This is a genomic window from Cupriavidus necator N-1, assembly GCF_000219215.1.
Classification (GTDB): Bacteria; Pseudomonadota; Gammaproteobacteria; order Burkholderiales; family Burkholderiaceae; genus Cupriavidus; species Cupriavidus necator.
Genome location: NC_015723.1, coordinates 2020648 through 2046263, shown reverse-complemented (window position 1 = coordinate 2046263; position 25616 = coordinate 2020648). Strand labels below are relative to the sequence as shown.

Sequence of the window (25616 nt, the reverse complement as noted above, 5' to 3'; positions counted from 1 at the left end):
CATTGCGCTAGCCCAGCGCCAGCGTGCGTTGCCGCGCCAGCTCCGCCCAGCGCGCCGCTTCGGAAGCGACTAGCGCATTCATCGCTTCACGTCCGCTGGCCACGACTTCGAAGCCATTGTCGTAAAGGCGCTGCGTTACGGCCGTTTCGCGCAGCGTCTGGCTGACTGCGGCGGCCCGGCGGTCGAGTTGCGCGGCCGGCGTACCGGCCGGCGCGATCATGCCGACCCAGGAGTAGCTGACCAGGCCCGGCCAGGTGTCGGCCAGCGTGGGCACCGTCGGCAGATGCGGATTGCGCGCAGAAGCGCTGACCGCCAGCGCCCGCAGCTTGCCGGCCTGCAGTTGCGCCAGCAGCAGCGGCAGGCTGGCAAACATCGAGTCGACATGGCCGCCCAGCAGGTCTTTCAGTGCCGGGGCGCCGCCGCGGAACGGCACGTGCAGGCCATGGGTGCCGGCGGCCTGGTGGAACCATTCGGCGGTCAGGTGGTTGGAACTGCCGACACCCACGGAGGCATAAGACACCTCGCGCGACTGCCGGCACGCCCGTACATAGTCCTGCAGCGTGCGCCACGGCGACGCGGCCGGCACCACCAGCGCCATCGGCGCGCGCACCATGTAAGACACGCCGGTGAGATCGCGCCCGGCGCGGTAAGGCAGGTTCGGGTAGGCCAGCGGCTCGGTTGCATACGAGTCATAGACCAGGCCGATGGTGTGGCCATCGGCCTTGCTGCGCGCCACGATGCTGGTGCCGATGGTGCCGCCGGCGCCGTCGTGGTTCTCGATCACCACGTTCTGGCCGAGCCGCCGTCCGAGGCCCGCATGGACTTCGCGCGCGGTCTTGTCGACCACGCCGCCTGGCGCAAACGGCACGACCAGCACCAGCGAGCCGTTGCTGCGCGCCTGTGCGCCGGCGCGGCCGGCCAGCAGCACGGCCGCGGCGCCGCCCAGCACCAGCCGGCGGCGATGCAATGCACGGATCTGCATGACGGATCTGCCCCTCGTTCGCTATGATTGCCGTCGAACTGCCTTCTGATCGCGGCTGGAATGGCGCCGCGCGTCAACGTTGTGCAACCAAGCGCGGCAAGTTGCCGGGCGCTCTCATCGGCCCGGCGAGCGCCAGATGGTAGCACTGCCGCGTGTCAACATCGATCCCTTCGCCGCCGGGTTTGCCATGGACCGTTTTCTAAGTATCGAAGCCTTTGTCAGGGTCGCGGACACGCTTAGCTTTGCCGAGGCCGCGCGCCAGCTCGGCGTGACCAATTCCGTGGTCAGCCACCGCGTGCAGCAGCTCGAGAAGTACATCAACGCGCCGCTGTTCCATCGCAGCACGCGGCACGTGCGCCTGTCGGAAGTGGGCGAGACCTACTATCGTCAATGCGCCGACGTGGTCGCCAACCTGACCGACCTGACCGACCAGATGCGCGACCTGCGCGCCACCCCGGCCGGGCGCCTGCGCATCCAGGTGCTGCCCGGGTTTGCCATCCGGCACTTCGCCGACATCCTGGCCGGCTTCAGCCAGCAGTATCCGGATATCGAGCTGGACATCGTCGTCAACGACCGCGTCATCGACCCGATCGAAGAAGGCTTCGACGTGGCCTTCCAGATCTTTGCGCCCCAGAACGATTCGCTGATCGCGCGGCGCTTGTTCACGCTGCGCCGCATCTTCTGCGTGGCCCCGGCGTTCATCGAACGCTGGGGCAAGCCGGAGCGGCCGGCGGACCTGATCTGCAGCAAGGTGGCGCTGTATTCCGCCTACCCGACCCGCAACAAGTGGACCTTCTCGCGCGATGCCGAATCGGTCGAGATCGACCTGGCCCCGCGCATGCGCACCAACTCCGTCCACCTGTTGCGTGACTACGCCGTCAGCGGCGCCGCCGTGGTCTGCCTGCCCACGCTGGTCGCCAGCGAAGACCTGCTGGCCGGCCGGCTGGTGCCGGTGCTGCACGACTATTCGCTGTCATCGTTCGAGTTCGCCGCCGTGTATCCGGCCACGCAGCGGCAGGCGCTGAAGGTGCGGGTGCTGGTGGACTACCTGGCGGAAAGCCTGCAGGGCGAGCCGCCGTGGGATGTGCCGTTGATGGAGCGGGGATGGGTGCGGTGAGGCCGCCTTCAGGGAGCCGGGACCCGCGGCGGTAGTGCCAGGGTCGTCGCCTGCCGCGGCGGTGGCACGGCTTGCGGCTACGATAGCGTAGGTCCCCAATCGTTCCTCCACACAGGAAGCAACTACCTCGGCAACGACCCGGCCAGTACCAGGGTGAAGCATCGGCCGGCGGACCTCGAGGCGCACGCCCGCTTTGCCGGGGCGATTGCCCCAGCCCGCCCGAGCAGCGCTAGCGGTGGTCTGCGCTAGCCTTTGGTTTTCGGCTTGAGCAACTCGCCAGCCTCCTTCACATTCTGCTCGGCGCGCTTGCTGATCACCGCAAGCGCCTCGGCCTGCGCCTTCTGCGCGGTTTCGGCCAGCGCGCGCATGTTCTCCAATGCCTGGTGCAGCTGCTGCTGCACGAATTCACTGTGCTTGGCCATGGCCTCGGCAGGATTGCCCGCGGTGCTGTACTGCTGAGCGGCCGCCTGCAGCTGCTGCATGGTCTGGGCGAAGATCTCCTGCTGCTTCTGCACGACGGCCTGGATACCCTCATAGGCCAGCTTGTTGGCCTCGGTCAGGGCCTCGATGTCCTTGCGGCGCGCTTCGATTACCGCGCTCATGTCCACGCCCGGCAGGCGGAACTGTTCCATCATCTTGGTGAAGTCTGCAAAGGGATTGGGAGGCGTGGCCATGCTGGGTCTCCTTCTGGAAGGACTGGCAGGGTGGCCGGCGGCGGGGTTGGCATGCTCCCTTCGGCCGGATTCCTGTCCACTATAGCCGGTATCCGCACACTTCTGGCCGTCAATCGAGGAAGACCCTAAAGATTCCGGACCCCATGCCGTTGGCATCCATAGCCCGCAAGTGCGTCGGCCCGACCGGGCCCGTCCGCGGACGATGAGAGCGAAGAACGCCGCGCCGGTCCCAGGCGCGGACCGGCACTTCGCCGTAACCAGTGCTAATCAGGTAGAAGACATGAAGAATCTAGGCATCGGGGTCCGCCTCGGCATCGGCTTTGGGGTGGTATTGCTGCTTTCTGCGCTCATGACGGTATTCGGCATGATGCGCCTGCAACAGGTGGCTGAGCGCACGCACGCAATGATGCAGCAGCCGCTGACCAAGGAGCGGCTGGTCAGCGACTGGTACCGCCTCATGCACACCAGCGTGCGCCGCACCACGGCGGTGGCGCGCAGTGCCGACCCGTCGCTCGGGGCATTCTTCGCGGCCGAGACCAAGGCGTCGATCGAAGGCATCGCCGCGCTGCGCGACAAGCTCCAGCCGATGCTCAGCTCGGCCGAGGAGAAGGCCGCATTCCAGAAGATCCTGAGTGTGCGCGACCCGTACAACAACGGCCGCGACAAGATCACCAAACTCAAGCAAGAGGGGCTGACCGAAGAGGCCAACCAGGTGCTGGAGAAAGACTTCGTTCCCGCCGGCGACGCCTACCTGGGCGAGATCCAGAAGCTGCTCGACATCCAGCGCGCCAGCATCGACGCCACCGCGCGCGATATCAACGGCATCTACGTCAACGCCCGCAATAGCCTGATCGGGCTGGGCGTGGTGGTGCTGGCGATCGGCATCGCGTTCTCGGTATGGCTGACGGCGGGCATCACGCGGCCGCTGCATCGCGCCGTGGCGGTGGCGCGCACCGTGGCGTCGGGCGACCTGACCAGCCGCATCGACGTCGACAGCCGCGATGAAACCGGACAGCTGCTGCAGGCGCTGGCGGACATGAACGCCAATATCCTGCGCATCGTGCGCCAGGTGCGCGCGGGCACGGAGTCGATCGTGTCCGGCACCAGCCAGATCGCGGCCGGCAACACCGACCTGTCGCAGCGCACGGAAGAACAGGCCTCGTCGCTGCAGCAGACCGCGGCCAGCATGGAAGAGCTGACCAGCATCGTGCGCCAGAACGCGGACAACGCGCGACAGGCCAGCACGCTGGCGGTCAATGCCTCGGACATCGCCGAGAAGGGCGGCGACGCGGCGGGCAAGGTTGCCGAGACCATGGAAGAGATCAACGGCGCGTCGAGGAAGGTGGTCGACATCATCGCCGTGATTGAAGGCATCGCTTTCCAGACCAATATCCTGGCGCTCAATGCCGCGGTGGAAGCGGCGCGTGCCGGCGAACAGGGCCGCGGCTTCGCCGTGGTCGCGGGCGAGGTGCGCACGCTCGCGCAGCGCAGCGCCTCTGCCGCCAAGGAAATCAAGGCGCTGATCGGGGATTCGGTCGATCGCGTCGAGAAGGGTTCGATGCAGGTGACGCAGGCCGGCCAGACCATGGTGGAGATCGTTGCCGCGGTCAAGCGCGTGACCGACATCATGGGCGAGATCAGCGCGGCCTCTGCCGAGCAGAGCGCGGGGATCGAGCAGGTCAACCAGGCGGTGACGCAAATGGATACCGTGACGCAGCAGAACGCGGCGCTGGTGGAAGAGGCCGCCGCTGCAGCGGGCTCGCTGGAGGAGCAGGCACAGCGGCTGAAAGAGGCAGTGTCGACGTTCAGGCTGGCGGCGTAAGCGCACCCTGTTTGTTTTCTCCCCTCTCCCGCAAGCGGGAGAGGGGAGAATCCCCCATCACAGCAGACGCTCACCGCGCCTTCAAGAAATCCGCCACCTCCAGCAACACCAGCTCATTGTCATCCGCCTGGTTCGGCTCGCGGCTGCTGCTGAAGGGCAGGTTGTTGTCGTTGCCCACCACGATATGCGTGGCGTCGACCACGTCGACGTTCTCGATGGTGAAAAACGGGAACGCCAGCACGCCATCCGTCAACGGCTTGCGCGCAAGCTTGCCCGGATCGGCAATGCGCAGCAGGTCGATATAGCCGATCTTGCGCAGCGGCCCGCCGGCGTTGGCATCGCTCAGTTCGACCTTGTACACGCGCTTGAACTTGGCCACGTCGTCAAAGCAGTCCGGGCGCTTCTGCCCGGCCGGGCAGGCCTTGTCCGGCGTGCCTTCGCCGTTGTCGCGCTCGATGATAAGGCCGGTGGTGGCATCGATCATGTTGAAGTCGCCGATGGCATGGCTGGCGCCTTCCAGCACGTATTTCCAGTGGCGGCCGGTCCAGGCCTGCTGCCTGACATCAAACTCCAGCACGCGCAGGTAGGGCTTGCCGCCTTCGTTCTCGTAACCCTTGGCGGCCTCGTCCCACAGCGCGCCTTCCAGCAGCGCGTACAGCTTGCTGCCGTCGGGCGAGGACGCCATGCCCTCGAAACCCTTGGAGCGCCGCACCTGGAACTTCACGCTGCCGTCCGGCGCGCCGGGCGCGGTGACGGCGGGATGGTCGGGCGAGCGCACCACCTTGCCGTCGACCATGGTGTCGAACACGGCCAGTACCTTGCCGTCCAGGTCAGCCTTGATCAGGAACGGGCCGAATTCATCGCCGATCCACAGCGCGCCGCCGGCGAACTGGAAGCTCTCCGTATCGAAATCCGACCCCGTCAGGTAGCGCTGCCTGGTGCCCTCGTGGACGATGCGGAACGGCACCTTCTTGTCGGGGTCGTGCAGGAAGATGGTCTTCAGGCGCTGCAGGCGGCCGCTGCCAAAGTCCACCTTGTAGTGGTTCAGGTACAGCATGAAGTCCGGCGAGTTGGCCTTGGCGCCGGCGCCGTTGTCGGTCAGCACCCAGAAACTGCCGTCGGCCATGCGCTTGATGCCGGAATGCCCCTGTGCCGGCTGGCCGCGGAACGGCAGCGACACGCCGGTGGGGCGGCCATTGGACTTGCCTTCGACCGTGCCCGGCGTGTCCACACGCTGCGCGGTGGTGAACTTGCCGCTGACCTGCAGGTCAGCGGGCGCGTCCTTCGGCACGGCAAGCAGGGTCTGGGCCGGCAGCACCGCGTGGCCGGCCAGCGTGGCGGGGTAGGCAGCAGGGGCCTGCGCCCAGGCCTGCGCCACCCCCAGGCAGCCCAGTGCGATGGCCGCCTGGGCCAGCAGCAAATGACGAGACATTGTGGTTTTCCTTGGCGTTGAAGAGGACAAAACCCTGCATTGTCGACGCCAAGTTTGACAGGACTGTGATCCGCGGGGCGCACGGCCCGGTCATGTTGCGCCGCAGCGTAGGCGCCATGCGGGCACCGTGCCGGTGCAATCTGCGAACAATCATGCTGCGCGGGCGGCCCAATGCGGCACCGGCGTCCGGATTTTTGCCGATAGCCGCGCAAAAAGCAGTGGGATTTCAGGCCCCTGAAAGCAAACTGAGGCAAAATTCTATTTTTCGCCTAGTTTGCCGCCGGCTGTGACCCAGCAGGCGGATGTCCCACCACCCGTTCGAGGATCTGAGAGAAGCAATGAGTAACCAGCAACCCACCATCATCTACACGCTGACCGACGAAGCTCCGCTGCTGGCGACCAGTGCGTTCCTCCCGATCATCCAGACCTTCACCAAGCCGGCCGGCATCAACGTGACCACCAGCGATATCTCGGTGGCCGGCCGTATCCTGGGCGAATTCCCCGAATTCCTGACCGAAGCACAGCGCGTGCCGGACAACCTGGCCGAGCTGGGCAAGCTGACGCAGCTGCCGGACACCAACATCATCAAGCTGCCCAACATCAGCGCCTCGGTGCACCAGCTGGTGAGCGCCATCCGTGAACTGCAGGGCAAGGGCTACAAGGTGCCGGACTATCCGGAAGACCCGAAGACCGACGAAGAAAAGGCCATCCAGAAGCGCTACTCCAAGTGCCTGGGCAGCGCCGTGAACCCGGTCCTGCGCGAGGGCAACTCCGACCGCCGCGCACCGGCAGCGGTCAAGAACTTCGCGCGCAAGCACCCGCACAGCATGGGCGAGTGGAGCATGGCTTCGCGCACGCACGTGGCGCACATGAAGCATGGTGACTTCTACCACGGCGAAAAGTCCATGACCCTGGACAAGGCGCGTGACGTCAAGATGGAACTGGTCACCAAGAGCGGCAAGACCATCGTGCTCAAGCCCAAGGTCTCGCTGCTGGATGGCGAGATCATCGACAGCATGTTCATGAGCAAGAAGGCGCTGTGCGACTTCTATGAAGAGCAGTTCGAAGACGCGCGCAAGACCGGCGTGATGCTGTCGCTGCACGTCAAGGCGACCATGATGAAGGTGTCGCACCCGATCGTGTTCGGCCACGCCGTCAAGATCTTCTACAAGGAAGCCTTTGCCAAGCACGGCGCGCTGTTCGATGAACTGGGCGTGAACGTCAACAACGGCCTGGTCAACCTGTACGAGAAGATCGAGGCGCTGCCCAGCTCCAAGCGCGAAGAGATCATCCGCGACCTGCACGCCTGCCACGAGCATCGCCCGGAACTGGCCATGGTGGATTCGGCCAAGGGCATCTCCAACCTGCACGCGCCCAACGACGTGATCGTCGATGCCTCGATGCCGGCCATGATCCGCATCGGCGGCAAGATGTGGGGTGCCGACGGCCGTCCGAAGGACACCAAGGCCGTGATCCCGGAAAGCACCTTTGCCCGCATCTACCAGGAGATCATCAACTTCTGCAAGACCAACGGCAACTTCGACCCGACCACCATGGGCACTGTGCCCAACGTGGGCCTGATGGCGCAGAAGGCCGAAGAATACGGCTCGCACGACAAGACCTTCGAGATCGCCGAAGACGGCGTCGCCAACATCGTCGACCTGGCCACCGGTGAAGTGCTGCTGACGCAGGACGTTGAGCAGGGCGACATCTGGCGCATGTGCCAAGTCAAGGATGCGCCGATCCGCGACTGGGTCAAGCTGGCCGTCACGCGCGCGCGCAACTCGGGCATGCCGGCCGTGTTCTGGCTGGACCCGTACCGTCCGCACGAGGCCGAGCTGATCAAGAAGGTCGAGGCCTACCTGAAGGGCTACGACACCACCGGCCTGGACATCCAGATCATGTCGCAGGTGCGCGCCATGCGCTACACGCTGGAGCGCGTGATCCGCGGCCTGGACACCATCTCGGTGACTGGCAACATCCTGCGCGACTACCTGACCGACCTGTTCCCGATCATGGAACTGGGCACCAGCGCCAAGATGCTGTCGATCGTCCCGCTGATGGCCGGCGGCGGCATGTATGAAACCGGCGCCGGCGGTTCGGCACCGAAGCACGTCAAGCAGCTGGTGGAAGAGAATCACCTGCGCTGGGATTCGCTGGGCGAGTTCCTGGCGCTGGCGGTGTCGCTGGAAGACGTGGGCATCAAGACCGGCAACGCGCGCGCCAAGATCCTGGCCAAGACGCTGGATGCTGCTACCGGCAAGCTGCTGGACAACAACAAGAGCCCGTCGCCCAAGACCGGCCAGCTGGACAACCGCGGCAGCCAGTTCTACCTGGCGATGTACTGGGCGCAGGAACTCGCCGTCCAGTCGGACGACGCGGAACTGGCCACCAAGTTTGCGCCGCTGGCCAAGACGCTGACCGACAACGAGCAGAAGATCGTTGGCGAACTGGGCGCCGTGCAGGGCAAGCCGGTGGATATCGGCGGCTATTACATGCCGGAAGCCGACAAGCTCAGCGCCGCAATGCGCCCGAGCCAGACGCTGAACGCCGCGCTGTCGACCGTGACGGCCTGACCGGACTGGCCCGCCTGGCGGGCCGGCAGGTGTCGCAACCCCGGGCCCTGGCCCGGGGTTTTTCTTTTTGCGCCGCAGATGGCGCTATGGCTGCTGCGCTTCCATATGGATGTCCCACCCCTGTTCCGGACCGCTCTTCTGGTCACGGTACGTCCAGAGCGCGCCGCAGTCCTGGCAGACGAAGCTGCTGATGGTGATGGCGGCGGAACCGGCGGGCTTTATGCGTCGGGTGTCGGTGATGCGCAGTGCCGCGTGCCCGGGGGCGCCGCGCACGTGGCGTTCAATGGCCTGGCAGGCAGTGCAGAGTGTCATCCGTGTCTGTTCCGTTCGATCGGCCACTGTAGCATGCCGGCGCCTTCGGGGCCGGAAGTGGACGTGCACATGCGGCGCACACGGGATTTCGCCCGGCGAGACCCTCAACCCGGCACTTTCCATGTGATTTGGACCCGATCCGGCGAAGTTCATTGACATGCCTGAGTGGGGCCTGTATAAGGTTGAGTGCAGGATCTTTCAAGCAGCAACCTAGAAGTCCAGGTGCTTGCCCACACGGCGCCACTTTTTCTCCTTGTGTCTTCCTTGATCGTCATGCCTTGCCGGCGCTTTTGCCGGTGAGAAAAAACTTATTGAGGAATCCAACATGGAAACCGGTACCGTCAAGTGGTTTAACGATTCGAAGGGTTTTGGCTTCATTACGCCTGATGCAGGCGGCAACGACCTGTTCGCGCACTTCTCCGAAATCCAGGGCAACGGCTTCAAGTCGCTGCAAGAAGGCCAGAAGGTGCGTTACGTCGCTGGCGTCGGCCAAAAGGGCCCGGCCGCGACCAAGATCGAGCCGATCTGAATCGCACCGACCTGAGTTGAGCTGAGCGCCGAGGCGCCAGTCCAATGAAAAAAGCTCCGCCAACGCGGAGCTTTTTTATTTCCGTTGCCGCTATTCCCCGCAAGGTGAAATAAAGCCACTGCTGGCGCGGCAACAAGCGTAGAGTGGGGGCAGGATCACCAAACGGCGGAGGCTGCCATGGATATCTATCCGGCTGCAACTTACAAGGGATACGACCTCTATCCCCTGGTGTACAAGCACGCCGCCGAGCGCATATGGCCCGAGCCGCGGCCCGACCGTTCCTTCGATGCTGCCGTGGTGATCTGCCTGGAAGGCGAGTCGCCCGAAGGCATGCAGGCGCGCACGTTCCGCCTGGACGCCGCACCGTGGGATAACGTCGGTGGCGCGCGACGCGGTGCGTTGCGCTATGCCGAGGCCATCATCAATGGCGCGGTGCCGGGGGTATCGGTAACAACGGCCGGCGCGCCGATGGCGTCCTGAAGGTCCGACGACGGGCCCTGGCGCCGTGGTGCATTCTTTACCACTGACGCCCGCGCAGGGCCATAGCTCATGTCGTGCGCGTGATCCACATGAGTTCAGCAATCCTTCCTATCAGCGCGGCACGATGCCGCATGGAGATGTCGTGAGCGACAGCAGTCCCAGCCGCAGTCCCGGCAACACTGTTCCCGGCAGTACGCCCTTTGCCAGCTACAAGGGTTTCGATCTGTATCCCCTGGTTTATCGCCATCGGCCTGAGCAGGCCTGGCCGCGCATCAAGCCCGACAACAGCTTCCTCGCGTCGATCGTGATTTGCCGCGAGGGCTATCGCCCTGGCAGCGACCATGCGCGCGTGTACCCCATGGGTGAATCGCGTTGGGAGAACATCGGCTCGGCGCGCCGCGGTGCGCTGCAGTTCGGCGAAGATATCATCAATGGCCTGGTCGCTGGCGAATCCGTGACGTCGATCTAGGTATTATCCGGTTCCGCAGCGGCCTGATACAGGCCGTTTGCGGAGCGGGGAAACAGGCGCGGCGCTATCCGTCAGACTGCAAGGAGTCCGTTCATGGACATGCGTTCGGGATCATCTGGTTTTCTGTGCACGTTGCCCGGTGAGGGCAAAGGCATCACCTATCACGTAGCAGTCTGCTTTATCGATGCGGAGCGTCCCACTGGGGTGCTGTTCACCAGCTTCGTGGGTGTGGGGCGGCGGTCGTTCGGCGTGCTGGCCGAGCAAGGGGCCCTGCAGGGTCAGCTTGCCGCCAGCGGCGAGGCGCTGTGCCGCCTGGCCATCGGCCAGGTGGTGCGCGACCAGTTGCACGACAAGGCACGCGAGGGCGATTCGGTTCTGGACCTCGCCGCCTCACCATGGGACGGCGAGCTGAGGCCGGTCGGCGCGGGGCTCAGGACGGCCCGGCCGCATGTGCGCGTGCTTGGCTGAGGCCGCACGCAATCGTCAAGCCCGGTCAGTCAGATCTGGAATACTGGGTCGCCGTGGCGCTCCAGCAGCGCCTCGATCAGCGCCATGTCGGCGATCTCGGGAGTACGGTCTTCCACCGCGCGCGACGGCCCGCAATAGGTGGCCGTCACATGGCGCCTGACGGTCAGCACGCCTGACGCGGGCGGTGCGACTTCAACCGCCTGCCACGGTGCATGCCGGTAACTGCCTGCCTGCCAGCCTTCGGGCGTCAGGTGCACGGCTTCCCATTCTTCGATGACGGACATGATCGGTTCTCCTTGATTGAGGGATGAATCGTTAGCGGGACGGCACGCGCCGGCGCGGCGCATGCCATGGCGAGGGGACGCTGGCTTTACGACTTGTGCCGGTAGTTGATGCGTCCCTTGGTGAGGTCGTAGGGCGACATCTCCAGCGTGACGCGGTCGCCCGCCAGCACGCGGATGCGGTTCTTCTTCAGCCGTCCGGACGAGTACGCCCAGACTTCGAAGCCGTTTTCCAGGATCACGCGGAAACGGTTGTCGGGCAGGACTTCCGACACCTTGCCGCCAAATTCGACCAGTTCTTCTTTTGCCAAGGAGGCTCCTTGCTGTAGCCGCGCCGCTTGTGCGCGAGCTGTTGTGACGGCCAACTGGACACCAACTGGCCGATGGGATGGGGCTTGCTATGCCTGGCTTACTGCTGGCGCAGGCGTGCCGCGGCGCGTTCGCCGGCACGGCGGGCTGACTGCCTCGCGCGGGCTTCAGAGCGGTGCGTGTCGTGGCGCATTGCCACGTTGGCGACGATGCGTTCGGCGCCATTGCGGTATTCCGCAATCATGTAGGTCGCGAACCAGAGGCCGGGTTCCTGCTGGATGGGATAGACGGAAACGGTGTAAGGGGTAGGGTTGATTCGATTCAATGTGATGCCTGTTCATGGGCGCGGCCGCAAGTGGCGCAATGCATCGGATTGCCGATGCTGAGCGTCGCGCGGTGGCGGCCGTTCGCCGTTGCTGTGTGCCAGCGTCGGGCCCGCGCGGCAGCACGGGCGTTGAATCTGGCGTGAAGTGGACCATGCCTGCGCAAGCCGATGCGCCGGGTACAGGGGCGATCGTTGCGGAGCGGACATGCCGCCGGTCGGATAAGGGTGGTGGGCCGTTCGGCCCAAAGACGCATCGGGTGTACGCCCGATATGCCGCCGCTGAATGCTTTTGTGAGATTGTCTTGCGGCTGGCGCACGGATGTCGGGCGTTGCCGATCCGTGCATAGAATGCCGAATGATACCACTTCCGGGCCAATCCTGCCCGCGTGACGGGCAGTGCCCCTGGTGCGGCCGCCTTGTAGTGCTCAGTGTTCGCTGATCTGCGCGAAGCGCTGCGACAGGAAGTCGATCAGTTCACGCACCGAAGGCAGCAGCCCGCGCCGTGACGGGAACACGGCGTGGATCACGCCGCCCCTGACCGACCAGTCCGGCAGGACCTTCACCAGCCGGCCATCGCGCAGCTCGTCGGTCATCATCATGACCGGCAGCTGCACGATGCCGGCACCGGCCACGGCCGCGGTGCGCAGCATGATCATGTCGTCGGTGACCAGCCGGGGCTTGTGGTGCAGGTCGGCGCTGGCGCCATCGGGGCCATACAGCGACCAGGTGTGCGAGGGGCGCGGCGGGCCCAGGTCCAGCGTTGGCAGCGCGTTGAGGTCCGCGGGCGCCAGCAGCGGCCCATGGCCGGCCAGCAGCGCCGGGCTGGCCACGAAGCACCAGGCGCGCTCGGCCAGCACGCGCATCACCAGGTCGCTGTCTTCCAGTGGCGGCACGCGCACGCGGATGGCCAGGTCGATCCCCTCTGCCACCACGTCCACGCGCCGGTTGGTGGCTTCCAGGTGCACGATGACCTTGGGGTTCGCCGCCATGAAATCCGCAATCATGTCGCCCACGCGCGCGTGCAGCAGCGCCACCGGGCAGCTCATGCGCACCAGGCCGCTGGGTTCGGCGCGGGTTTGCACGATCGCGCTCTCGGCCGCTTCGGCCTCCACCAGCATGGCCTTGCAGTGGGTGTAGTACGTCTGTCCCAGTTCTGTCACGGAGAAGCGCCGCGTCGAGCGCTGGATCAGGCGCACGCCGAGGCGCTCTTCCAGCATGGCCACGCGCCGGCTCAGCTTGGACTTGGGTATGCCGAGCACGCGCCCGGCGGGCGCAAAGCCCTGGTGGTCGACTACCTGCGCGAAGTAATACAGGTCATTCAGGTCGGGATGCAAGCGGGCGGCTCCTGTCGTCCTGCCAGTAGGACGCTGAGGGCAGATTTTCCGTCCTACCGGTGCGATCTGCCAAGACCTATGCTTTGCCCACACGGTCGGCTTGGGACTGCCCCGAGTCGCCGGTTTCGCCAACCGCATAGGAGAAAGCCACATGACCACACCCGCGAATTTCAACGGCAAGCGTCCGGTACTGGATCCCGCCGATACGGCCATGCTGCTGATCGACCACCAGAGCGGCCTGTTCCAGACCGTTGGTGATATGCCGATGCCTGAGCTGCGCGCCCGTGCTGCCGCGCTGGCCAAGATGGCGACGCTGTGCAAGCTGCCAGTGATCACCACGGCATCCGTGCCGCAAGGCCCGAACGGCCCGTTGATTCCGGAAATCCACGAAAACGCCCCCCATGCCAAATACGTCGCGCGCAAGGGCGAGATCAACGCCTGGGACAACCCCGACTTTGTCGCCGCGGTGCGTGAGACGGGCAAGAAGACCCTGATCATCGCCGGCACCATCACCAGCGTGTGCATGGCGTTCCCGTCGATCAGCGCGGTGGCCGACGGCTACAAGGTGTTCGCCGTGGTGGATGCCTCGGGCACCTATTCCAAGATGGCGCAGGAAATCACCCTGGCGCGCATCGTCCAGGCCGGCGTGGTGCCGATGGATACCGCCGCCGTGGCCTCTGAACTGCAGCAGAGCTGGAACCGCCCCGACGCGCAGCAATGGGCCGAGGTCTACACGCAGATCTTCCCGGCCTACCGCCTGCTGATCGAAAGCTATCTCAAGGCCCAGGACGTGGAGAAGAACCACGAGGTCCTGGACTCCAAGCGCTGACGCCAGGCTGGCAACGGCCTGCACACCCCGGGTGCGGACCCTCGGCGAACGCCGCGGGTCCGCACCTTCTGTTCACAGGAGAACGTCATGAGCAAGCCCTACAAGCGCCTGGACAAGAGCCAGGCCGCCGTCCTGATGGTCGATCACCAGGCCGGCCTGCTGTCGCTGGTGCGGGATATCGAGCCCGACAAGTTCAAGAACAACGTGCTGGCACTGGCCGACCTGGCCAAGTACTTCAAGCTGCCGACCGTCCTGACCACCAGCTTCGAGGATGGCCCCAACGGACCGATGGTGCCCGAGCTCAAGGCCATGTTCCCGAACGCACCGTTCATTCCGCGCCCGGGCCAGATCAACGCCTGGGATAACGAGGACTTCGTGGCCGCGGTGCGTGCCACCGGCAAGAAGCAACTGCTGATCGCCGGCGTGGTCACCGAGGTTTGCGTGGCCTTCCCGGCGTTGTCGGCGATCGAAGAGGGTTTCGAAGTCTTTGTCGTGACCGATGCCTCTGGCACCTTCAACGAAATCACGCGCGATTCGGCCTGGCAACGGATGTCTGACGCTGGCGCGCAGCTGATGTCGTGGTTCGGCGTGGCTTGCGAACTGCATCGCGACTGGCGCAACGACATCGAGGGTCTGGGCACGCTGTTCTCGAACCATATTCCGGACTATCGGAATTTGATTACGGCGTACACGGCAGTGAAGGGCAGCAAGTAAGCAACGCCCTTCAGCGAGCCGCTGGTTTGTTCCCCTCTCCCGCAAGCGGGAGAGGGGAACACCCAAGTGGCAAGCAAGGTCCCTCAGGCTTCCTTCACAGCCCCCCTCACCGGCGGCGCAGCGACTTCCGCCTGCGCCGACGCCGAGCGCCGGTGATTGATCATCGACACCGCCCCCACCGCAATCACTGCCGGGATCGCCATCGCCAGGAAGTTCTGCTGCAGCGGCAACGACATCCCCACCAGCACGCCGATCACGATCGGTGCCAGGATGGCGCCGCTGCGTCCCACGCCTGAAGCCCAGCCGATGCCGGTGCCGCGCACTGCCATCGGATAGAACTGGCCCGCATAGGCATAGGTGACGATCTGCGTGCCGATGGTGGAAGCACCTGCCAGGCCCACCACGACGAACAGCGCTGCGCTGGGCATCGGGTAGCCCAGCAGCGTGATCGACACCGCGGCCAGCGAGTACATGGCGATCAGCACGTACTTGATCGGCAGCCGGTCGGCCAGCCAGCCGCCACCGATCGCGCCGAGCATGGCGCCGAAGTTCAGCACCAGAACGAAAGTCAGCGCCGAGCCCAGGCTGTAGCCCGCGCCCGCCATCAGCTTGGTCAGCCACGAGCTGAGCGCGTACACCATAAACAGGCACATGAAGAACGCCACCCAGAACATCACCGTGCTGAAGCCGCGGCCGTCCTGGAACAGGCGGCGGATCGGCGCGCTGCCGGCGTTGTCGTCCGCAGCCAGCGTGAAGACGTCGCCGGCTTGCGCGCGATGCGACGGCACCAGGCGCGATACCACGGATTGCAGAGCGTCGGTCTGGCCGGTGCGGAGCAGGTAGGGCATCGACTCCGGCAGCGAGCGCAGCACCAGCGGGACCAGCAGCACGGGCAGGCCGGCAGCGAGGAAAACCGACTGCCAGCCATAGCTCTCGATCAGCCCCTTGCCCAGCAGCGCGGCCAGCATGCCGCCGACCGAATAGCCGCTAAACATCAGCGTCACCAGTGTGCCGCGCAGCTTGCGCGGCGAGTACTCGGTCATCTGCGCCACCACGTTTGGCATCACGCCGCCGATGCCCAGGCCCGCGAGAAAGCGCGTGATGCTGAACGTTACCGGGTCGCTGGTAAAGCCAGCCGCCGCGGTGAAGACGCTGAATAGCGCAATACAGATGGCGATGGCGCGCCTGCGGCCGATGCGGTCGGCCACGGTGCCAAGGAAGATCGCGCCGAACATCATGCCGAACAGCGCCGAGCTGACCATGAAGCCCGCGCTGGTGGCCGTCACGCCCATCTGCTTCATGATCGATGGCAGCGCGATACCGGCGACGGCCAGGTCGTAGCCGTCGAAGATGATGATGATCGCGCACCAGAACAGGATAAGCGCGTGGAAGCGGTTGAAGCGGGCCTCGTCGGCCAGCTTGTGGACATCGATCTGACGCATGGTTTGTCTCCGGTATGGTGGTATGGCGGGGCGGCCGGCGTTGCCGGTCACGCCACCGCGGCGGCGCGCTCTTCGGCGGCCTTCAGTTCGCGCTCGCGCAATACGAAACGCTGGATCTTGCCCGTGGCGGTCTTGGGCAGTGCCTCGACAAACTCGATCGCACGCGGGTATTTGTAGGCGGCCAGCCGTTCCTTGACGAAGGCCTTCAGCTCGCCGTCGCCAAGCTGCGCGCCCGCCTTCAGCACCACGAAGGCCTTGGTCTTGACCAGCCCTTCCTGGTCGGGCACGCCGATCACCGCGGCTTCCAGCACGGCCGGGTGCTGCACCAGCGTGGCCTCGACCTCGAACGGCGATACGTAGATGCCGCTGACCTTGAGCATGTCGTCGCTGCGCCCGGCGTAGCTGTAGGTGCCGTCGGGGTTGCGCACGTACTTGTCGCCGCTCTTGGTCCAGCCGCCGCGGAAGGTCTCGCGCGACTTCTCGCGGTTGGCCCAGTACATCATGGCGGCGCTGGGGCCCTGGATATAGAGGTCGCCGATTTCGCCGTCGGGCACCGGGCGGCCTTCCTCGTCGCGCAGTTCGATGGTGTAGCCCGGCACCGGCCACCCGGTGGTGCCGTAGCGCACCTGGCCGGGCCGGTTCGACAGGAAGATATGCAGCATCTCGGTGGAGCCGATGCCGTCGATGATCTCGCAGCCAAAATGCGCGGTGAAGCGCTGGCCGATGTCGGCGGGCAACGCCTCGCCGGCGGACGAGCACAGCCGCAGCGCCACCTCGTCGCGCGCGGGCAGCGCCGGCGATGCGAGCATGCCGGCATAGCCCGTGGGCGCGCCGAAGAATACGGTCGGCTTCTGCTCGCGCCAGCGGCGGAAGGTGGCTTCGGGCGTGGGCCGCTCGGCCATCAGCACTACCGTCGCGCCCACGCTGAGCGGGAAGCTGAGGCCATTGCCGAGCCCGTAGGCGAAATAGAGCTTGGCCGCGGAGAAGCAGATGTCCTGTTCCTGCAGGCCGAGCACGGGGCCCGCATACAGGCTGACTGTCCAGTACGGATTTCCGTGGCTGTGCACCACGCCCTTGGGCTGCCCGGTCGAGCCGGACGAATAGAGCCAGAAGCCGGGATCGTCGGGACTGGTCGCGGCAGGCGCGGACAACGGCGCTTGCGTGGCGAGCACGGTATCGAGCGCCACCATGCCGTCCGGCAGCGGCCCGCGCGCCCGCGACACGAACACCTTGCCGACTTCATGCCCGGGCCGCGCCAGCGCTTCCTGCAGCAGCGGCAGCAGCGCGGCCGAGACCAGTACCGCCTGCGCGCGGCTGTGCTGCAGCATGTAGACGTAGTCGTCGGCGGTCAGCAGCGTATTGACGGCAACCGGCACGATGCCGGCATACATCGCGCCCAGGAAGCACACCGGCCAGTCCGTGCAGTCGTGCATCAGCAGCAGCACGCGCTCCTCGCGGCGGATGCCGGCATCAAGCAGCGCGGCGGCCAGGCGGCGCACCTGCTGCGCCAGTTCGCCATAGCTAAGCTGGCCGTCGTCGTCGATATAGGCGGTCTTGCCGGTGCGCCCCGCGTTGCAGCCGAGCAGGTGCGCCGCAAAGTTGAAGGACGTGCCCGGCGGCTGGACCGGGACGTCTGCTGTGATGGCGGTCATGCGTGTCTCCCCGTTTCTGGTGTACGGTGTGCTGCGCGCCGCCACGCGGGCGTGGCGGCGCGGTAAAGCCGGATGGCTGACTGTCAGGCGAGGGTGTCGAGCACCGCGGTGCTGGCCTGGATGGCGCTGCGGCGGTGGTAGAAATTCAGCGCACGCAGGCCGCCCAGTTCCTCGCCGCCGCCGGCGCGGCCGGGGCCGCCGTGCAGCGATTGCGGCATCACGTTGCCGTGGCCGGTGTGGAGTTGCCCGACGTCGGGCGAGATCACGTGCACGCGGCCGTGGCTGTCGGCCAGCTCCACCGCGGCGGCGCCCAGCGCGGCAGCGTCATTGCCATAGAGCGATGTCACCAGCGAGCCCTGGCCGCGGCGCACCAGCGTGAGCGCGTGGGCGGTATCGCGGTAGGGCAGCAGGGTGGCTACGGGGCCGAAGACTTCGGTGTCATGCACCGCGGCGGCGGCGTCCGCATCGTTGACGCCGAGCAAGATCGGGCCGATGCAGCAGGCTACGGCGGGATCGGCATCGACCAGTGGCTGCTGCGTGCCGTCGTGCAGCACCTGTGCATGCTTGCGCAGGTTTGCAAGGCCTTCCTGTACGGCGTTGAACTGTGCGCGGCTGACCAGCGCGCCCATGCGTACGGCGTCGTTGCGCGGGTTGCCCACGGTGACTTTCGACAGGCGCGCACCGATGGCCTCGGCAGCTTGCGCGAACAGCGCCCCGGGCACGAACACGCGCCGGATCGCGGTGCATTTCTGGCCTGACTTGACCGTCATCTCCCGCACCAATTCCTTGACCAGCAGGTCGAAGGCTTCGGTGTCCGGGCCGTCGCCTGGCAACAGCACCGCGGAATTGATGCTGTCCGCCTCGATATTCACGCGCACCGAGCGCTGCGCGATCGCCGGGTGCGAACGGATCACCGCGGCCGTATCGGCCGAACCGGTGAACGACACCACGTCGAACGGCTGCAACTGGTCGAGCAGTCCGGCCGAGCTGCCGCACACCACCGACAATGCGCCGGCCGGCAGCACTCCGGCCTCGACCACGTCGCGCACCATGCGCTGGGTCAGCCAGGCGGTGGCGGTAGCGGGTTTGACGATCACCGGCACGCCGGCCAGCAATGCCGGCGCCGCCTTCTCCCACAGTCCCCAGCCCGGGAAGTTGAAGGCATTGATAAAGAGCGCCACACCGCGCGTGGGCACCAGCACGTGCCGGGACTGGAACAACGGGTCCTTGCCCAGCCGCGCGGCCTCGCCATCCAGCAGGTAGTGCCGGTCGCCGAGCGTATCGCCCAGCTTTGCATAAGTGCCCAGCGTGAAGATGCCGCCATCGATGTCGACCGCGGAGTCGTTCCTGACGGTGCCGCTGTTGGCCGTGGCGATGTCGTAATAGGCATCGCGATTGGCCTGCAGCACCTTGACGATGTCGGCCAGCAACGCGGCGCGCTGGCGATAGGTCAGCGCGCGCAGGGCAGCGCCGCCTTGTTCGCGGGCAAAGGCGAAGCCGGCCGCGAGGTCCAGCCCGGTGGCGTCCACGCGCACCAGTTCGTCGCCCAGCACCGGATCGAACAAGGGCGTGCCGGCACCGCTGCCGGCCTGCCACTTGCCGCCGAGGTAGTTGGATAGCAATTCGGTCATGGGGGATCTCAGCGCGTGAAGTCGATGCGGCCTTCCGGCAGCAGGTAGAGCACCAGCGCGCGGCCGTTGCTGACGGTGGGGCGGTGGGCGCTGCCCGGCGGGCACACCAGCCAGCCGGCGGGGCGGCCGTCGAACTGTGCCTCGCCCTCGAGCGGCATGATCAGGTCGATCTCGCCGTTGGGATGGGTGTGATGCGGGCCGGCAATGTCCTGCATGTCGACCACGTCGACGGAAAAGCCGTGCAGGTCGTCGGCAGGCTTGAAGATGCGGCCATAGCGGATGCCGCCGCCTTCGCGGTCGCACAGCCAGCCTTCGGCCACGCCGGCCTGGCATGCGTCCTTCAGTTGCTGGTAGGTGGGGCGTGCCGGCGCCGTGTTCGGCATTGAGCCAGGCATCGAGTGCGGTATCCAGCGGGCGGCCTGCCAGTTGCGCGGTGAGCTGCGCGATCTGGCTGCGGAATTCTGTGGGGGACATGGTGAGGGGCTCCGTCTGATTCGCCAGTTGCTATCACTGGCTTCATGCATTATTGTGCATGTATGAAAAATAGAGCCGCACAGAAATCATGTCAAGCACTATATTGCATAAAGCTGGGTTAACCCCGGAAGCCGACCTGCACCATGATTCAGATGCAAGCGCTGCCAACGGCACCGAGAAGAACCCGTTCCTGGTCACGCTCGGCGAGCGTGTGCGCGAGCTGCGCTCCTGCCGCGGCCTGACCCGAAAGGCCGCCGCACAGGCCGCCGGCGTGTCGGAGCGGCACCTGGCCAACCTGGAATACGGCAGCGGCAACGCTTCCATCCTGGTGCTGCAGCACATTGCCGATGCGCTGCAGTGCTCGCTGGCCGGGTTGCTGGGCGACGTCACCACGTCGTCGCCTGAATGGATCCTGTTGCGCGAGCTGCTGGAGCACCGCGACGAAGCCACGCTGCGGCGCGTGCGCGTTGCCGTGGGCGAGATGCTCGGCACGGGTGGCGACAATGCCGGCCAGGCCGCGCGCAGCCCGCGCGTGGCGCTGATCGGGCTGCGCGGCGCCGGCAAGACCACGCTGGGCGGGATGCTGGCCGAAGACCTGGATTTCCCCTTTGTCGAGCTGAGCCGCGAGATCGAGAAGTTTGCCGGCTGCAGCATCTCGGAGATCCAGGGCCTGTATGGCATGAATGCCTACCGCCGCTACGAGCGGCGCGCGCTGGAAGAAGCCATCCAGATCTATCCCGAGGCCGTGATCGCCACGCCCGGCGGCCTGGTCTCTGATCCGGCCACCTTCAACCTGCTGCTGGCCCACTGCACCACGGTCTGGCTGCAGGCGGAGCCGGAAGACCATATGGAGCGGGTGCGCGAGCAGGGCGACTTCCGGCCGATGGCGGCCAGCAAGGAGGCCATGGAGGACTTGCGCCATATCCTGGCCGGGCGCGCGGCCTTCTATTCCAAGGCGGAGTTCTCGCTGGACACCAGCGCGCAGCCGCTGGAACCCACATTTGCCGCGCTGCGCGAACTGGTACGCCAGGCCCTGCGCATGCCGTTGTGACGGCTGAGGCGCAATAACGCGGCATCGGGCCATGACCGGCACCTCTTGAGAAATCTGCACAATATTGCTTGCAGAAATTCTGCTTGATGAACTATAGTTCGTCTCACCAGATTCCTGTTCGTGCAAAATAGTGCAGTTTCGCAGAGGAGACACCGCCGTGACCACCGCCCCCCGCGTCGACTACCAGACCGCCCCCACCCAATACAAGCACCTGAAGCTGACGTTCGACGGCCCCGTCGCCACGCTCGCGGTGGACATCGACGAGAACGCCGGCCTGCGCCCCGGCTACAAGCTCAAGCTCAACAGCTACGACCTCGGCGTCGATATCGAACTGAACGACGCGCTCAACCGCGTCCGCTTCGAGCACCCGGAAGTGCGCACCGTGGTCGTCACCAGCGGCAAGGACAAGGTGTTCTGCTCCGGCGCCAACATCTTCATGCTGGGCGTCAGCAGCCATGCGTGGAAGGTCAATTTCTGCAAGTTCACCAACGAGACCCGCAACGGCATCGAGGATTCCTCGCAGCACAGCGGCCTGAAGTTCCTGGCCGCGGTCAACGGCGCCTGCGCCGGCGGCGGCTATGAACTGGCGCTGGCCTGTGACGAGATCCTGCTGGTGGACGACCGCTCGTCGGCCGTGAGCCTGCCGGAAGTGCCGCTGCTGGGCGTGCTGCCCGGCACTGGCGGCCTGACCCGCGTGACCGACAAGCGCCACGTGCGCCATGACCTGGCCGACATCTTCTGCACCACCACCGAAGGCGTGCGCGGCCAGCGTGCCAAGGACTGGCGCCTGGTCGACGACATTGCCAAGCCCGCCGTGTTCGCGCAGAAAGTGCAGGAGCGCGCGCTGGCGCTGGCAGCGCAGAGCGACCGCCCGGCCGACGGCAAGGGCGTGCCACTTGCCCCGATCGAGCGCACCATCGAAGCCGATGCGCTGCGCTACACGCATGTGACGATCGGGATCGACCGCGCCGGCCGCACCGCCACCTTTACGGTCAAGGCGCCGACGGGCACGCAGCCGCAGAACATCGATGACATCGTTGAAGCCGGCGCCGCCTGGTACCCGCTGCAACTGGCGCGCGAACTGGAAGACGCGATCCTGTCGATGCGCACCAATGAACTGGACATCGGCACCTGGCTGATCAAGACCAGCGGCGACGCCGCCGCGGTGCTGGCCACCGACGCCACGCTGCTGGCGCACAAGGACCACTGGCTGGTGCGCGAGACCATCGGCCTGCTGCGCCGCACGCTGAGCCGCCTGGATGTGTCGTCGCGCAGCCTGTTCGCGCTGATCGAGCCGCAATCGTGCTTTGCCGGCACCTTCCTGGAACTGGCGCTGGCCTGCGACCGCAGCTACCACCTGGCCTTGCCGGACGACGAGGAGCGCGCACCGAAGATCACCGTGGCGGAAGTCAACTTCGGCCTCTACCCGATGGCCACCGGCCAGAGCCGCCTGGGCCGCCGCTTCTACGACGAGCAGCCCGCGCTGGACGCGGTGCGCGCCAAGGCCGGCCAGCCGCTCGATGCCGATGCCGCCTATGCGCTCGGCCTGGTCACCGCCAACCCCGACGACATCGACTGGACCGATGAAGTGCGCATCGCGCTGGAAGAACGCGTGGCGATGTCGCCCGATGCGCTGACCGGCATGGAAGCCAATCTGCGCTTCAACGGCCAGGAAAACATGTTCACCCGCATCTTTGGCCGCCTGACCGCGTGGCAGAACTGGATCTTCCAGCGCCCCAACGCAGTGGGCGAAAAGGGTGCGCTCAAGGTCTACGGCAAGGGCGACAAGGCCGCCTTCGACTGGAACCGCGTCTGATCCAGCCTTACACGACAACCGAATCGTTCTTTGAAGGAGACCTCCATGTCCGGCATCAACTACAGCGACAAGATCCCCAACAACGTCAACCTGAGCGAAGACCGCACCCTGCAGCGCGCGCTTGAGCAGTGGCAACCGAACTACCTGAGTTGGTGGAACGACATGGGCCCGGAAGGCTCGCACCAGCATGACATTTACCTGCGCACCGCGATCAGCGTCGATCCGCAGGGCTGGGCCCACTTCGGCCACGTCAAGATGCCGGACTACCGCTGGGGCATCTTCCTGAACCCGGCCGAGGCCAACCGCAAGATCCATTTCGGCGACCACAAGGGTGAGGATGCGTGGCAGGACGTGCCGGGCGAATACCGCGCCAACCTGCGCCGCATCATCGTGACGCAGGGCGATACCGAGCCGGCGTCGGTCGAGCAGCAGCGCCACCTGGGCCTGACCGCGCCCAGCATGTACGACCTGCGCAACCTGTTCCAGGTGAACGTGGAGGAGGGCCGCCACCTGTGGGCCATGGTCTACCTGCTGCACAAGTACTTCGGCCGCGACGGGCGCGAGGAAGGTGAAGCGCTGCTGGAGCGCCGCAGCGGCCAGCAGGACAACCCCCGCATCCTGCAGGCGTTCAACGAGCAGACCCCGGACTGGCTGTCGTTCTTCATGTTCACCTACTTCACCGACCGCGACGGCAAGTTCCAGCTGTGCGCGCTCGCCGAAAGCGCCTTCGATCCGCTGGCACGCACCACGAAGTTCATGCTGACCGAGGAAGCGCACCACATGTTCGTGGGCGAATCGGGCGTGTCGCGCGTGATCCAGCGCACCTGCCAGGTGATGAGCGAACTCAAGACCGACGATCCCGCGAAGCTGCGCGCGGCCGGCGTGATCGACCTGCCGACGCTGCAGCGCTACCTGAACTTCCACTACAGCGTCACCATCGACCTGTTCGGCGCCGATGAGTCGAGCAACGCCGCCACCTTCTACAGCACCGGCCTCAAGGGCCGCTACGAAGAAGGCAAGCGCATGGACGACCACGTGCTCAAGGGCCAGACCTACCGCATCCTGCAGGCGCAGAACGGCCAGCTGACCGAGAAGGAAGTGCCGATGCTCAACGCACTCAATGAAGTGCTGCGCGATGACTACATCAAGGACAGCATGGGCGGCGTGGAGCGCTGGAACAAGGTCATCGAGAAGGCCGGCATCCCGTTCCGCCTGAAGGTCCCGCACAAGGCTTTCCACCGCAATATCGGCGCGCTGGCCGGCGTCAAGGTTTCGCCGGACGGCCGCGTGATCTCCGATGCCGAATGGCGCGACTTCCGCGACCAGTGGCTGCCCAGCGAAGGCGACCGCGCCTTTGTCGCCAGCCTGATGGGCCGCGTGGTCGAGCCGGGCAAGTTCGCCAACTGGATCGCGCCGCCGGTGATGGGCATCAACCGCCAGCCGGTGGATTTCGAATACGTGCGCTTCAATTGAGTCACGGTCTTACCCATTGCTCCCTGTTTGCTCCCCTCTCCCGCTTGCGGGAGAGGGGCCGGGGGAGAGGGCTGGCGCGTCCATGAAGCGCCGCTGCAACAACGACCCTCACCCCGAACGCCCCTGATTCTGTGGAGACCGCCATGGACATGGCAGAAATTCAAGTCATCAAGCAGCACCTGATCGATCCCGAGATCTGCATCCGCTGCAACACCTGCGAAGCGACCTGCCCGGTGGGCGCGATCACGCACGACTCGCGCAACTACGTGGTCGATGCCGACAAGTGCAACCTGTGCATGGCCTGCATTTCCCCGTGCCCGACGGGCTCGATCGACAACTGGCGCGCCATGCCGAAGCTGCGCGCCTACAGCATCGAAGAGCAACTCACCTGGGACACGCTGCCGGAAGAACTGACGCCCGAGCAGCTGGCCGACCTGGCACCCGGCGCCGAGATGCAGACCGCCGCGCCGGAGATTCCCGCCACGTCGCCGCTGGCCGGCACCGGTGAAGACGCCGTCAACAGCGCCCGCCACGGCGCCACCGTGCCGCCGTGGTCCGCAGCGCATGCCTACACCAACCTGTACGGCGCCAAGTCCGCCAACCAGACCATCACCGCTACCGTGACCGGCAATGTGCGCGTGACTGAAGTCGGCCGCGAATACGACACGCATCACATCGTGCTGGACTTTGGCGCGACACCATTCCCGGTGCTGGAAGGCCAGTCCATCGGCATCGTGCCGCCGGGCACTGAAGCCAGCGGTCGTCCACACCATGCGCGCCAGTACTCGATCGCCAGTCCGCGCAACGGCGAGCGTCCCGGCTACAACAACCTGTCGCTGACGATCAAGCGCGTGCTGCAGGACCATGACGGCAATTCGGTGCGCGGCGTGGCCTCCAACTACATGTGCGACCTGAGGGTCGGCGACAAGGTGGAAGTGATCGGACCGTTCGGCGCCAGCTTCCTGATGCCCAACCACCCGCGCTCCAACATCGTGATGATCTGCACGGGCACCGGCAGCGCGCCGATGCGCGCCATGACCGAATGGCGCCGGCGCCTGCGCAAGGCCGGCAAGTTCGATGGCGGCAAGCTGATGCTGTTCTTCGGCGCGCGCACGCAGGAGGAGCTGCCTTATTTCGGCCCGCTGCAGAACCTGCCCAAGGATTTCATCGACATCAACCTTGCGTTCTCGCGCACGCCGGGGCAGCCCAAGCGCTATGTGCAGGACCTGATGCGCGAGCGCGCGGCGGACCTGACGGCACTGCTGGCGAGCCCTGACACGTACTTCTATGTGTGCGGGCTCAAGAGCATGGAAGAGGGCGTGGTGCTGGCGCTGCGGGACGTAGCGCAGCAGGCGGGGCTGCAGTGGGAGGCGCTGGCTGAAGGCTTGAAGCGGGAAGGGCGGCTGCATCTGGAAACGTACTAG

24 protein-coding genes and 1 pseudogene are annotated in these 25616 nt (G+C 65.9%); 13 read left to right on the top strand and 12 right to left on the bottom strand.

Translation table 11 applies throughout. The annotated features are described in order from the left end of the window. Positions 1-7: 7 nt before the first annotated feature. Entirely contained in the window at positions 8-982 is a 975-nt protein-coding gene (locus tag CNE_RS27345) for a tripartite tricarboxylate transporter substrate-binding protein (protein ID WP_013953537.1), read from the bottom strand. A gap of 187 nt (positions 983-1169) precedes the next feature. Here CNE_RS27345 and CNE_RS27340 point away from each other — a divergent pair, with 187 nt between their 5' ends. Continuing rightward, the gene (locus CNE_RS27340) at positions 1170-2099 is read left to right on the top strand and encodes a LysR family transcriptional regulator (protein WP_041228923.1); all 930 of its coding nucleotides are present in this window, start codon (positions 1170-1172) and stop codon (positions 2097-2099) included. A gap of 245 nt (positions 2100-2344) precedes the next feature. On the opposite strand, the gene CNE_RS27335 is transcribed toward CNE_RS27340, so the two are convergent. Continuing rightward, positions 2345-2773, bottom strand: a complete 429-nt coding sequence (locus CNE_RS27335) for a phasin family protein (RefSeq protein ID WP_013953534.1) — start codon at positions 2771-2773, stop codon at positions 2345-2347. A gap of 280 nt (positions 2774-3053) precedes the next feature. Between CNE_RS27335 and CNE_RS27330 the strand changes: the two genes are divergently transcribed. After that, complete coding sequence (locus tag CNE_RS27330) at positions 3054-4595, top strand: methyl-accepting chemotaxis protein (protein ID WP_013953533.1); 1542 nt, start codon at positions 3054-3056, stop codon at positions 4593-4595. Positions 4596-4665: 70 nt separating this feature from the next. Here the strand turns inward: CNE_RS27330 and CNE_RS27325 are convergent, their stop codons facing one another. After that, positions 4666-6027 carry an esterase-like activity of phytase family protein gene (locus CNE_RS27325; RefSeq protein ID WP_013953532.1) on the bottom strand — a complete coding sequence of 454 codons (1362 nt, stop codon included), beginning with the start codon at positions 6025-6027 and terminating at the stop codon, positions 4666-4668. A gap of 338 nt (positions 6028-6365) precedes the next feature. Between CNE_RS27325 and CNE_RS27320 the strand changes: the two genes are divergently transcribed. Then, complete coding sequence (locus tag CNE_RS27320; RefSeq protein ID WP_041228691.1) at positions 6366-8603, top strand: NADP-dependent isocitrate dehydrogenase; 2238 nt, start codon at positions 6366-6368, stop codon at positions 8601-8603. An 84-nt stretch (positions 8604-8687) separates the two neighbouring features. On the opposite strand, the gene CNE_RS27315 is transcribed toward CNE_RS27320, so the two are convergent. Further along, entirely contained in the window at positions 8688-8915 is a 228-nt protein-coding gene (locus CNE_RS27315; protein ID WP_018308943.1) for a hypothetical protein, read from the bottom strand. A gap of 325 nt (positions 8916-9240) precedes the next feature. Here CNE_RS27315 and CNE_RS27310 point away from each other — a divergent pair, with 325 nt between their 5' ends. From CNE_RS27310 to CNE_RS27295, 4 genes are all read left to right on the top strand, one after another. Continuing rightward, the gene (locus CNE_RS27310) at positions 9241-9444 is read left to right on the top strand and encodes a cold-shock protein (RefSeq protein ID WP_010812830.1); all 204 of its coding nucleotides are present in this window, start codon (positions 9241-9243) and stop codon (positions 9442-9444) included. Between the two features lie 177 nt (positions 9445-9621). After that, complete coding sequence (locus CNE_RS27305; RefSeq protein WP_013953528.1) at positions 9622-9924, top strand: hypothetical protein; 303 nt, start codon at positions 9622-9624, stop codon at positions 9922-9924. A gap of 142 nt (positions 9925-10066) precedes the next feature. Then, complete coding sequence (locus tag CNE_RS27300; protein WP_041228690.1) at positions 10067-10393, top strand: hypothetical protein; 327 nt, start codon at positions 10067-10069, stop codon at positions 10391-10393. A 93-nt stretch (positions 10394-10486) separates the two neighbouring features. Further along, positions 10487-10861, top strand: a complete 375-nt coding sequence (locus CNE_RS27295; RefSeq protein WP_013953526.1) for a hypothetical protein — start codon at positions 10487-10489, stop codon at positions 10859-10861. 29 nt (positions 10862-10890) lie between these two features. On the opposite strand, the gene CNE_RS27290 is transcribed toward CNE_RS27295, so the two are convergent. From CNE_RS27290 to CNE_RS27275, 4 genes are all read right to left on the bottom strand, one after another. Beyond that, entirely contained in the window at positions 10891-11145 is a 255-nt protein-coding gene (locus tag CNE_RS27290; RefSeq protein ID WP_013953525.1) for a hypothetical protein, read from the bottom strand. An 86-nt stretch (positions 11146-11231) separates the two neighbouring features. Next, positions 11232-11453, bottom strand: a complete 222-nt coding sequence (infA, locus tag CNE_RS27285) for a translation initiation factor IF-1 (RefSeq protein ID WP_008646230.1) — start codon at positions 11451-11453, stop codon at positions 11232-11234. Between the two features lie 98 nt (positions 11454-11551). Further along, a complete protein-coding gene (locus tag CNE_RS27280) occupies positions 11552-11776 on the bottom strand; it encodes a hypothetical protein (protein WP_013953524.1) in 225 nt (74 codons plus the stop codon). 425 nt (positions 11777-12201) lie between these two features. Continuing rightward, entirely contained in the window at positions 12202-13110 is a 909-nt protein-coding gene (locus tag CNE_RS27275) for a LysR family transcriptional regulator (protein WP_041228689.1), read from the bottom strand. Between the two features lie 151 nt (positions 13111-13261). On the opposite strand from CNE_RS27275, the gene CNE_RS27270 reads away from it, so the two are divergent. Both CNE_RS27270 and ycaC read left to right on the top strand, forming a co-directional pair. Then, a complete protein-coding gene (locus CNE_RS27270) occupies positions 13262-13939 on the top strand; it encodes an isochorismatase family protein (protein WP_013953523.1) in 678 nt (225 codons plus the stop codon). Positions 13940-14026: 87 nt separating this feature from the next. Further along, on the top strand, positions 14027-14653 hold the full coding sequence (ycaC, locus tag CNE_RS27265) for an isochorismate family cysteine hydrolase YcaC (protein WP_013953521.1): 627 nt from the start codon (positions 14027-14029) through the stop codon (positions 14651-14653). An 83-nt stretch (positions 14654-14736) separates the two neighbouring features. On the opposite strand, the gene CNE_RS27260 is transcribed toward ycaC, so the two are convergent. From CNE_RS27260 to CNE_RS27245, 4 genes and pseudogenes are all read right to left on the bottom strand, one after another. After that, positions 14737-16095 carry an MFS transporter gene (locus tag CNE_RS27260; protein WP_013953520.1) on the bottom strand — a complete coding sequence of 453 codons (1359 nt, stop codon included), beginning with the start codon at positions 16093-16095 and terminating at the stop codon, positions 14737-14739. 47 nt (positions 16096-16142) lie between these two features. Next, positions 16143-17747 carry a benzoate-CoA ligase family protein gene (locus tag CNE_RS27255; RefSeq protein ID WP_013953519.1) on the bottom strand — a complete coding sequence of 535 codons (1605 nt, stop codon included), beginning with the start codon at positions 17745-17747 and terminating at the stop codon, positions 16143-16145. An 83-nt stretch (positions 17748-17830) separates the two neighbouring features. Beyond that, on the bottom strand, positions 17831-19378 hold the full coding sequence (locus CNE_RS27250; RefSeq protein ID WP_041228688.1) for a 3,4-dehydroadipyl-CoA semialdehyde dehydrogenase: 1548 nt from the start codon (positions 19376-19378) through the stop codon (positions 17831-17833). 8 nt (positions 19379-19386) lie between these two features. Beyond that, positions 19387-19852, bottom strand: a pseudogene (locus CNE_RS27245) (DUF4863 family protein). Between the two features lie 88 nt (positions 19853-19940). Between CNE_RS27245 and CNE_RS27240 the strand changes: the two are divergent. The 4 genes from CNE_RS27240 to boxA all read left to right on the top strand — a co-directional run bounded on the left by CNE_RS27240 (position 19941) and on the right by boxA (position 25616). Beyond that, entirely contained in the window at positions 19941-20903 is a 963-nt protein-coding gene (locus CNE_RS27240) for a helix-turn-helix transcriptional regulator (RefSeq protein WP_013953517.1), read from the top strand. 157 nt (positions 20904-21060) lie between these two features. Beyond that, positions 21061-22719: a 2,3-epoxybenzoyl-CoA dihydrolase gene (gene boxC, locus CNE_RS27235; protein WP_013953516.1), complete on the top strand. Its 1659-nt coding sequence runs from the start codon at positions 21061-21063 to the stop codon at positions 22717-22719. Positions 22720-22764: 45 nt separating this feature from the next. Beyond that, complete coding sequence (gene boxB / locus CNE_RS27230) at positions 22765-24192, top strand: benzoyl-CoA 2,3-epoxidase subunit BoxB (protein WP_013953515.1); 1428 nt, start codon at positions 22765-22767, stop codon at positions 24190-24192. A 143-nt stretch (positions 24193-24335) separates the two neighbouring features. Beyond that, positions 24336-25616, top strand: a complete 1281-nt coding sequence (gene boxA, locus CNE_RS27225; RefSeq protein ID WP_013953514.1) for a benzoyl-CoA 2,3-epoxidase subunit BoxA — start codon at positions 24336-24338, stop codon at positions 25614-25616.

Excerpts from the sequence above, each read along its gene's own strand:
- CNE_RS27345 (WP_013953537.1), bottom strand. The coding sequence starts at position 982 with ATGCAGATCCGTGCATTGCATCGCCGCCGGCTGGTGCTGGGCGGCGCC.
- CNE_RS27340 (WP_041228923.1), top strand. The coding sequence starts at position 1,170 with ATGGACCGTTTTCTAAGTATCGAAGCCTTTGTCAGGGTCGCGGACACG.
- CNE_RS27335 (WP_013953534.1), bottom strand. The coding sequence starts at position 2,773 with ATGGCCACGCCTCCCAATCCCTTTGCAGACTTCACCAAGATGATGGAA.
- CNE_RS27330 (WP_013953533.1), top strand. The coding sequence starts at position 3,054 with ATGAAGAATCTAGGCATCGGGGTCCGCCTCGGCATCGGCTTTGGGGTG.
- CNE_RS27325 (WP_013953532.1), bottom strand. The coding sequence starts at position 6,027 with ATGTCTCGTCATTTGCTGCTGGCCCAGGCGGCCATCGCACTGGGCTGC.
- CNE_RS27320 (WP_041228691.1), top strand. The coding sequence starts at position 6,366 with ATGAGTAACCAGCAACCCACCATCATCTACACGCTGACCGACGAAGCT.
- CNE_RS27315 (WP_018308943.1), bottom strand. The coding sequence starts at position 8,915 with ATGACACTCTGCACTGCCTGCCAGGCCATTGAACGCCACGTGCGCGGC.
- CNE_RS27310 (WP_010812830.1), top strand. The coding sequence starts at position 9,241 with ATGGAAACCGGTACCGTCAAGTGGTTTAACGATTCGAAGGGTTTTGGC.
- CNE_RS27305 (WP_013953528.1), top strand. The coding sequence starts at position 9,622 with ATGGATATCTATCCGGCTGCAACTTACAAGGGATACGACCTCTATCCC.
- CNE_RS27295 (WP_013953526.1), top strand. The coding sequence starts at position 10,487 with ATGGACATGCGTTCGGGATCATCTGGTTTTCTGTGCACGTTGCCCGGT.
- CNE_RS27290 (WP_013953525.1), bottom strand. The coding sequence starts at position 11,145 with ATGTCCGTCATCGAAGAATGGGAAGCCGTGCACCTGACGCCCGAAGGC.
- CNE_RS27270 (WP_013953523.1), top strand. The coding sequence starts at position 13,262 with ATGACCACACCCGCGAATTTCAACGGCAAGCGTCCGGTACTGGATCCC.
- ycaC (WP_013953521.1), top strand. The coding sequence starts at position 14,027 with ATGAGCAAGCCCTACAAGCGCCTGGACAAGAGCCAGGCCGCCGTCCTG.
- CNE_RS27260 (WP_013953520.1), bottom strand. The coding sequence starts at position 16,095 with ATGCGTCAGATCGATGTCCACAAGCTGGCCGACGAGGCCCGCTTCAAC.
- CNE_RS27255 (WP_013953519.1), bottom strand. The coding sequence starts at position 17,747 with ATGACCGCCATCACAGCAGACGTCCCGGTCCAGCCGCCGGGCACGTCC.
- CNE_RS27250 (WP_041228688.1), bottom strand. The coding sequence starts at position 19,378 with ATGACCGAATTGCTATCCAACTACCTCGGCGGCAAGTGGCAGGCCGGC.
- CNE_RS27240 (WP_013953517.1), top strand. The coding sequence starts at position 19,941 with ATGTCAAGCACTATATTGCATAAAGCTGGGTTAACCCCGGAAGCCGAC.
- boxB (WP_013953515.1), top strand. The coding sequence starts at position 22,765 with ATGTCCGGCATCAACTACAGCGACAAGATCCCCAACAACGTCAACCTG.
- boxA (WP_013953514.1), top strand. The coding sequence starts at position 24,336 with ATGGACATGGCAGAAATTCAAGTCATCAAGCAGCACCTGATCGATCCC.